The sequence below is a fragment of the Rhodopseudomonas rhenobacensis genome, assembly GCF_014203125.1.
In the GTDB taxonomy this organism is placed as follows: Bacteria; Pseudomonadota; Alphaproteobacteria; order Rhizobiales; family Xanthobacteraceae; genus Rhodopseudomonas_A; species Rhodopseudomonas_A rhenobacensis.
The window spans coordinates 22,051-29,003 of record NZ_JACHIH010000048.1 but is presented as its reverse complement, the minus strand read 5'-3'; the positions used below and the strand labels follow the sequence as shown (position 1 = coordinate 29,003).

The window sequence follows — 6,953 nt, the reverse complement described above, 5'->3', positions numbered from 1 at the left end:
GACTGTTCGGTCGTGCGTGACAACGGCGATGGTCCCAGGCTCACCCACGGTTGTTGCCGGTGGGGTATCGGGCGTCATCGCCGCGCGCGTTGGCGGGGGGCCACCGGCCAACGCGCTAAGCCGCTTCCATCGCACATTTTGCTCAATGGGCAGATACAAGGGGGCGTCTCGACATAACGCGGCGCCCCCTCACCCGACGCGACAAGCTTCGCTCGTCGCGCCACCCTCTCCCCGCAAGCGGGGAGAGGGGACGATGCCGCGCCGTCCCGCTCAACTGCGATACCGGATCTCGTCGCGACCATTTCATCACTCGCCCTCTCACGCCGCGGCGGCGAATGTGGTGACGTCGATCAGCCGATCGGCGATGCGGGCGCGGATCTCGTCGTCGTGGACGATCGCCACCATGGCGACGCCGCAGCGCTTCTTCTGGTCGATCAGCTCGACCACGATCTCGCGGTTGGCGGCGTCGAGCGAGGCGGTCGGCTCGTCCAGCAGCAGGATCGGAAATTCCGAGATGAAGCCGCGGGCGATGTTGACGCGCTGCTGCTCGCCGCCGGAGAACGTCGCCGGCGGCAGCGACCACAGCCGCTCGGCGATATTCAGCCGGCCGAGCAGCGCGCCGGCGCGTTCCCGCGCCTCATGACGCGGCACCCCGGTGGCGATGAGCGGCTCGGCGACGACGTCCTGCGCCGAGACCCGCGGCACCGCGCGCAGGAACTGGCTGACATAGCCGATGGTCGAGCGGCGTATCTGCAAGATCTGACGCGGCTCGGCTTTCGCGAGATCGATCCGCGATCCTTCATGCAGAATGTCGATCGAGCCGCTATCGCAGCGATAATTGCCGAACATCATTTTCAGGATCGAGGATTTGCCGGCGCCGGACGGCCCCGACAGCACCACGCATTCGCCGGCGGCGACGGAGAAGGTGGCGTCGCGCACCACCGGCAACAGCACGCCGCCCTGCAGATGCATGGTGAAGGTCTTTGCGGCGTTGCAGATTTCGATCATCACGGGCATCGGCACCTCACGCGGGCAAAATCGAAGACACGAGCAACTGCGTATAGGGCTCGCGCGGATCGTCGAGCACCTGGTCGGTCAGGCCGGTTTCGATCACGCGACCGTCCTTCATCACCATCACCCGGTGCGATAACAGCCGCGCCACCGCGAGGTCGTGCGTCACCACCACCGCCGACAGCCCCAATTCGCCGACCAGCCCGCGCATCAGATCGAGCAACCGCGCCTGCACCGAGACGTCGAGCCCGCCGGTCGGCTCGTCCATGAACACCAGCCGAGGTGCCGTGACCAGGTTGCGCGCGATCTGCAGCCGCTGCCGCATGCCGCCGGAGTAAGTCTTCGGCGCGTCGTCGATGCGCTGCAGCGCGATCTCGACGCGCTGCAGCCAGCTCGAGGCGGCGTCGCGGATCTCGCCGTAGTTATTCCAGCCGATCGCCATCAGCCGCTCGCCGACATTGGCGCCGGCCGACACCGCCATCCGCAGTCCCATCGCGGGATCCTGATGCACATAGCCCCAGTCGGTACGGAACAGAAACCGCCGCTCGGCTTCGCCGAGCACGTTGAGGTCGCGCAACACGCCGTCGCGCATCCGGTACGACACTTTGCCGGCGCTGGGCGAAAGCTGCGCCGAAAGTAGTTGCAGCAGCGTCGACTTGCCGGAGCCGCTCTCGCCGACGATCGCCAAAACCTCGCCGGGATAGAGCTTGAACGAGACCTCGCGGCAGGCCTGCAGATGACCGTAGGATTTCGCCAGGCCCTCCGCCACCAACAGCGGCTGATCGTTGCTGCTATCAGCCATGCCCATGCTCCTTGTTCGGCGCGCTCTCGCTGCCGAGATGGCCGTCACGCTGCCTGGTCTCGCAATAATCGGTGTCGGAACAGACGAACATTCGGCTGCCCTGATCGTCGGTGACGATTTCATCGAGGTAGGAATCCTCCGCGCCGCACAGCGCGCACGGCGCGTCCTGGCGATAGCGGGTGAACGGGTGATCCTCGAAATCCAGCGACACCACCTGCGTGTAGGGCGGAATCGCGTAGATACGCTTTTCGCGGCCGGCGCCGAACAATTGCAGCGCCTCGCAATCATTCATCTTCGGATTGTCGAATTTCGGCGTCGGCGACGGGTCCATGACGTAGCGTCCCGCCACCTTCACCGGATACGCATAGGCGGTGGCGATGTGGCCGAATTTGGCGATGTCTTCGTAGAGCTTGACATGCATCAGCCCGTATTCGCCGAGCGCGTGCATCCGCCGCGTCTCGGTCTCGCGCGGCTCGAGGTAGCGCAGCGGCTCCGGGATCGGCACCTGATAGACCAGCACCTGGCCGGCGTGCAGCGGCGCTTCCGGAATCCGGTGCCGGGTTTGGATGACGCTCGCTTCTTCCGTGCGCGTGGTCGTCGCCACGCCGGCGGTCTTGGCGAAGAATTTGCGGATCGAGATCGCGTTGGTGGTGTCGTCAGAGCCCTGGTCGATCACCTTCAGCACGTCTTGCGGGCCGAGGATCGCGGCGGTCACCTGCACGCCGCCGGTGCCCCAGCCATAGGGCATCGGCATTTCGCGGCTGGCGAACGGCACCTGATAGCCGGGGATCGCGATCGCCTTCAGGATGGCGCGGCGGATCATCCGCTTGGTGCCTTCGTCGAGATAGGCGAAATTGTAAGTCGGCGCGTTCATTCCGCGGCCTCCTTGAGCGGCGCGTCCGCCGCTTTGTCCTCGAAATCCTGCCGCAGCCGGCGCAGCAGCCCGAGTTCGGACTGGAAGTCGACGTAATGCGGCAGCTTCAAATGTTCGACGAAGCCGGTGGCCTGCACATTGTCGGAATGCGACATCACGAATTCCTCGTCCTGCGCCGGCGCCTCGGCTTCCTCGCCGAGCTCGCGGGCACGCAGCGCGCGGTCGACCAGCGCCATCGCCATTGCCTTGCGTTCGCTTTGCCCGAACGCCAGCCCATAGCCGCGGGTGAAGCACGGCGCCTCGGTGGCCGAGCCCTTGAACTGATTGACCATCTGGGTTTCGGTCAGCGCGATCGGCCCGAGCGGCACCGCGAAGCCGGCGTCTTCGGCGAAGAATTCCAGCTCTACCTCGCCGAACCGGATCTCGCCGGCAAACGGATGGTTGCGGCCGTAACCGCGCTGCGACGAGTAGGCCAGCGACAGCAAGAATCCTTCATCGCCGCGCGCCAGATTTTGCAGCCGCAGATCGCGGTCGGCGGGAAAGCTCAGCGGGTCGCGGGTGAGGTCGCCGACGATTGCGTCATCGTCCGCAGCAGGCGAGCCTTCGATCAGCCCGTCGCGGCCGAGGATGTCGGTGACGCGCGGCATCGGCGCGTCGGACGGCGCCGCGGTCGCGGGCAGCTCAGGGTCGGAATTTTCCGCCAACGCCGGATCGAGCAGCCGGTGGGTGTAGTCGAACGTCGGCCCCAAAATCTGGCCGCCGGGAATGTCCTTGAAGGTCGAGGAGATCCGCCGCCGCACCGCCATCGCGCCGGTGTCGAGCGGCAGCGTGGCGCCGAACCGGGGCAGGGTGGCGCGGAACGCGCGCAGCAGGAAGATCGCCTCGATCAGATCGCCGCGCGCCTGCTTGATCGCCAATGCGGCGAGTTCGCGGTCGTACAGCGAACCCTCGACCATGACTCGGTCGACGCCGAGGCTGAGCTGTTCGGAAATCTGCTCCAGCGAAATCTCCGGCACCGCGCGCTCGCCGCGGCGCGCATGCGCCAAAAGCCGGTGCGCGTTGTCGATGGCGCGTTCGCCGCCCTTCACCGCGACATACATGCGTTAGCCTCCCTTTGCGGTGATCCGGGTGCTGCGCGGCAGCGCCACCACCTCGTCGCCCGCGACCAGTACGAGATCGACGCCGCGCGGAAACAGTTCGCGGTTGAGCGCGAGCTGCGCAATCAGATCCGCCGAAACCGTCGCCGCCAGCGCCGTGGTGCCGCGAATCCCGGGGCCGCTGAGCTCGAGCGGCGCGCCATCAGTCAGGCTTGCGACCTGCAGGATCAGCGTGGTCGAGCGATCCGGATAATCGTTTGAACCCAATGCAAAACAGTCCAGCGCCGGCATCCGCGCCGGATCGGCGACCAGCGCAAAACTCGCCACCGAAGCCTCCTCAACCACCGGCGCGCTGCAGTGGAATTTCAGCCATTGGCCGACCTCGCGATGGCGCACGACGGCAGCGTCGAGCCAGATCGGGGTGTCGTGATCGAACAGCGTCAGCGCGATCGCGGCCACCGCCGGCATCAACGGCGCCGGCGCCGGCAGCGCCGCCGCGACCTTGCAGATCCGCCCCGGCCGCGCCATCGCGTCCATCACCGCGCGGAAGGTGGATTGCGCCGCCGTCACCTTGTCGGCGAAGCCGGCGGGTAGTTCGGCCACCGTGGTCATGTTCATCACTCCCCGCGCACCAGCGTGTAGAAATCCACCTTGGTCGCCGCGGTCTGCTCGGCGCGGCACGCCTGTTCGGCGGCAATGCGCACGCGCAGCGGCGCCAGCACCTTTGTCTCGATCGCGTCGGCCTGATCGGTCTGCAGCAGCGCGTCGCACCGCGCGATCAGCCGCGCCTTGGCGCGGTCGCGCCCCAGCGTGTAGCCGAACCCGACTTCGCCGCCCGGCAGCCGCACCGCGGCGCGCGACACCGTGGCCTCGCCGAGATTGAACGCTGCGCCGTCGCCGCCGATCCGGCCGCGCACCATCACCAGGCCATTCTCCGGTTGCCGCAAATCTTCGCCCGCCGGCAGCGCCAGCGCGCCGAGCAGGTCTTCAATCTCGGCTGCGGAGGCGCGCACCAGCACCGCCATCGCGGCCTGGCGACGCTGCTGCTGCGGGGCGAGGGGTGCGTTCATGATCGGGCCCGGTTCCAAGTTGTCTGTTATGATAGACAACTTTGTAATCGCGCGCCATGACCTTTTGATGACGTTTGCGCGATTTGCCGCTGCGGCCGGCGCCGATTTGTGCTGTGATGATGCGATGACGATCATGGACCAGGATTCCGGCGTAGCGCTGTGGCGGCGGGTGGCCGATTCGATCGAGCGCGGCATCGCCGACGGCTCCTATCCGGCCGGCGAGCGGCTGCCGGGCGAGGTGGAGATCGCCGACGCGCATCGCGTCAACCGCCACACCGTGCGCCGCGCGCTGGCGGCGTTGGCCGAGCGCGGGCTGGTGCGCGCCGAGCGCGGCAGCGGCACCTATGTGCAGGCCTCCAAGCTGGCCTATCCGCTGCACGCGCGGACGCGGTTCTCCGAGATCGTCGGCGCCGGCGGCCGCGAGCCGCGCGGGCAGTTGATCGCGTCCGGCGACGACGTCGCGACGCGCGAGCTGGCGCGGCAACTCGGCGTCAAGGTCAATGCGCCGCTGCTGCGGCTGGAGACGCTGCGCTTCGCCGACCGGGTGCCGATCTGCGTCGGCACCACCTGGCTGTCGGCGGCGCGGTTTCCCGACGCCGCCGCGATCTATCAGCGCACCGGCTCGATGACGAAGTTGCTGGCGCATTACGGCATCCGCGACTATCGCCGCGGCGTCAGCCGCGTCACCGCCGGCATTGTGGATGCCAGCGACGCAGCTAGGCTCGATCTTGCGCTCGGCCGCCCGGTGCTGATGGTCGACAGCACCGACGTGACGCTTAGTGGCGAACCGCTGCAGACCAAACACTCCCGCTTCGCCGCCGACCGCGTCGAGTTCGTGATCGAGAGCGATTAGCGGGCAGAGCTTGACTGCCGTCGAGTCTGATCGCAGCGGTGCGGTAGCTCTTCCCTCGCCCCGCTTGCGGGGAGAGGGTGGCGTGACACGCGCAGCGTGTCGCGCCGGGTGAGGGGGCGCCGCGTTCTGCCGAAGCGCCCCCTCACCCGACCCGGCTTCGCATCGGACGGCGCGAAGCGCCGATCCGGGTGCTCCGCCGGGTCGACCTCTCCCCGCAAGCGGGGAGAGGTGAAGTCAGTGCTCGCAGGGCGACTGATGTAATGAGCGGAAAGTAGTAACTCGACTACCCCCGTCGCGGCATGCGGAACGGCAGCATTGCCTGCACCACCGGCATCTTGAAGCGGTCGAGCGACAGGCTTTCATGCATCAGGGTGGCGTGCTCGCCCAACAATGTGGTGGCGATCACCGAGCGGGCATAGAACGGCGAGTCCTCCAGCGTCCGAACCACCCGGGCGCCGGCCTCGCTGCGCGCGCTGCGATCGACCCGCCACGGCGTACGCGGCAGCCGCTGCAGCGCCGGCGCGTCGAACGACTCCATCTCGCCGTGGCGGTCGAACTTGATCGCGAGGTCGAGCCGGCCGCCGTCGCGGCGCTTCGCCTCATAAAGAATCGCGGTGCCGTCGCGCAGCGCCGCGCGCGACCACTCCCACACCGTGAAGCCTTGCTCGAGCGGCACGTCGCCGGCGTTCATGTCGAAATAGCCGTCGCCCTGCCAGCGCAAGTCCGGCGACGCCAGTTCGACCTCGACCCGGGCGCTGGGGGCGATCGGCCACCAGCGATGATTGCCGTCGGCATTCAGCGTGAACGCCTGCTGCGTCACCGCGCGCGGAATGACCCGGACGCGGCCGCGGATCCGGCCGGGGATCGGCGCTGTCACCTCGTCGATGTTGATGGAGAGCGCGTTGCCGTCCCACGACAGATCGCTGGGGCCGATCACCAGCGACTGCGCGTTGCGCGCCACCTTGCGGCGGCCGCGCTCGGTCATGGTCCAGCGATTGCCGCCGGCGCGATATAGCGCGACGTTGAGCGCGCAATGATTGAGCGGGTCGATCGGCCCGCGGCGCCGCGCAAAGCGATAATACGGCGAGAACACCGAGCCCACGAAGGCGATGATGGTGAGGCCCTCCTGGCCGTCGTCGCTGAGCGCGTCGATGTACCACCAGGCGTAGCCGTCGTCCGGCACCGGCAGGCTGAAGCCGGCAGAGGTGGTCTCCGCGGTGGGTCGGTTAGGCCAGTGCAGCATCTG

General features: G+C 67.8%; 8 protein-coding genes. 1 reads left to right on the top strand and 7 read right to left on the bottom strand.

The window, feature by feature from the left end; all coding sequences use genetic code 11:
• Positions 1–318: 318 nt before the first annotated feature.
• The 6 genes from phnL to phnG are packed head-to-tail and all read right to left on the bottom strand — an operon-like array spanning position 319 to position 4,854.
• Complete coding sequence (gene phnL, locus HNR60_RS22830; protein WP_184262506.1) at positions 319–1,017, bottom strand: phosphonate C-P lyase system protein PhnL; 699 nt, start codon at positions 1,015–1,017, stop codon at positions 319–321.
• 7 nt (positions 1,018–1,024) lie between these two features.
• Positions 1,025–1,813: a phosphonate C-P lyase system protein PhnK gene (gene phnK, locus HNR60_RS22825; RefSeq protein ID WP_184262504.1), complete on the bottom strand. Its 789-nt coding sequence runs from the start codon at positions 1,811–1,813 to the stop codon at positions 1,025–1,027.
• Positions 1,806–2,687 (bottom strand): alpha-D-ribose 1-methylphosphonate 5-phosphate C-P-lyase PhnJ, encoded by an 882-nt coding sequence (locus HNR60_RS22820; RefSeq protein ID WP_184262502.1) that lies wholly within the window; start codon positions 2,685–2,687, stop codon positions 1,806–1,808. The genes phnK and HNR60_RS22820 overlap by 8 nt, the downstream gene beginning before the upstream one ends.
• A complete protein-coding gene (locus HNR60_RS22815; protein ID WP_184262501.1) occupies positions 2,684–3,787 on the bottom strand; it encodes a carbon-phosphorus lyase complex subunit in 1,104 nt (367 codons plus the stop codon). The genes HNR60_RS22820 and HNR60_RS22815 overlap by 4 nt, the downstream gene beginning before the upstream one ends.
• Before the next feature lie 3 nt (positions 3,788–3,790).
• A complete protein-coding gene (gene phnH, locus HNR60_RS22810) occupies positions 3,791–4,396 on the bottom strand; it encodes a phosphonate C-P lyase system protein PhnH (RefSeq protein ID WP_184262499.1) in 606 nt (201 codons plus the stop codon).
• A 5-nt stretch (positions 4,397–4,401) separates the two neighbouring features.
• On the bottom strand, positions 4,402–4,854 hold the full coding sequence (phnG, locus tag HNR60_RS22805; RefSeq protein ID WP_184262497.1) for a phosphonate C-P lyase system protein PhnG: 453 nt from the start codon (positions 4,852–4,854) through the stop codon (positions 4,402–4,404).
• A 124-nt stretch (positions 4,855–4,978) separates the two neighbouring features.
• Between phnG and phnF the strand changes: the two genes are divergently transcribed.
• Positions 4,979–5,707, top strand: a complete 729-nt coding sequence (phnF, locus tag HNR60_RS22800) for a phosphonate metabolism transcriptional regulator PhnF (protein WP_184262495.1) — start codon at positions 4,979–4,981, stop codon at positions 5,705–5,707.
• Positions 5,708–5,990: 283 nt separating this feature from the next.
• On the opposite strand, the gene HNR60_RS22795 is transcribed toward phnF, so the two are convergent.
• Positions 5,991–6,950, bottom strand: a complete 960-nt coding sequence (locus HNR60_RS22795; RefSeq protein WP_184262493.1) for a carotenoid 1,2-hydratase — start codon at positions 6,948–6,950, stop codon at positions 5,991–5,993.
• Positions 6,951–6,953 lie beyond the last annotated feature (3 nt).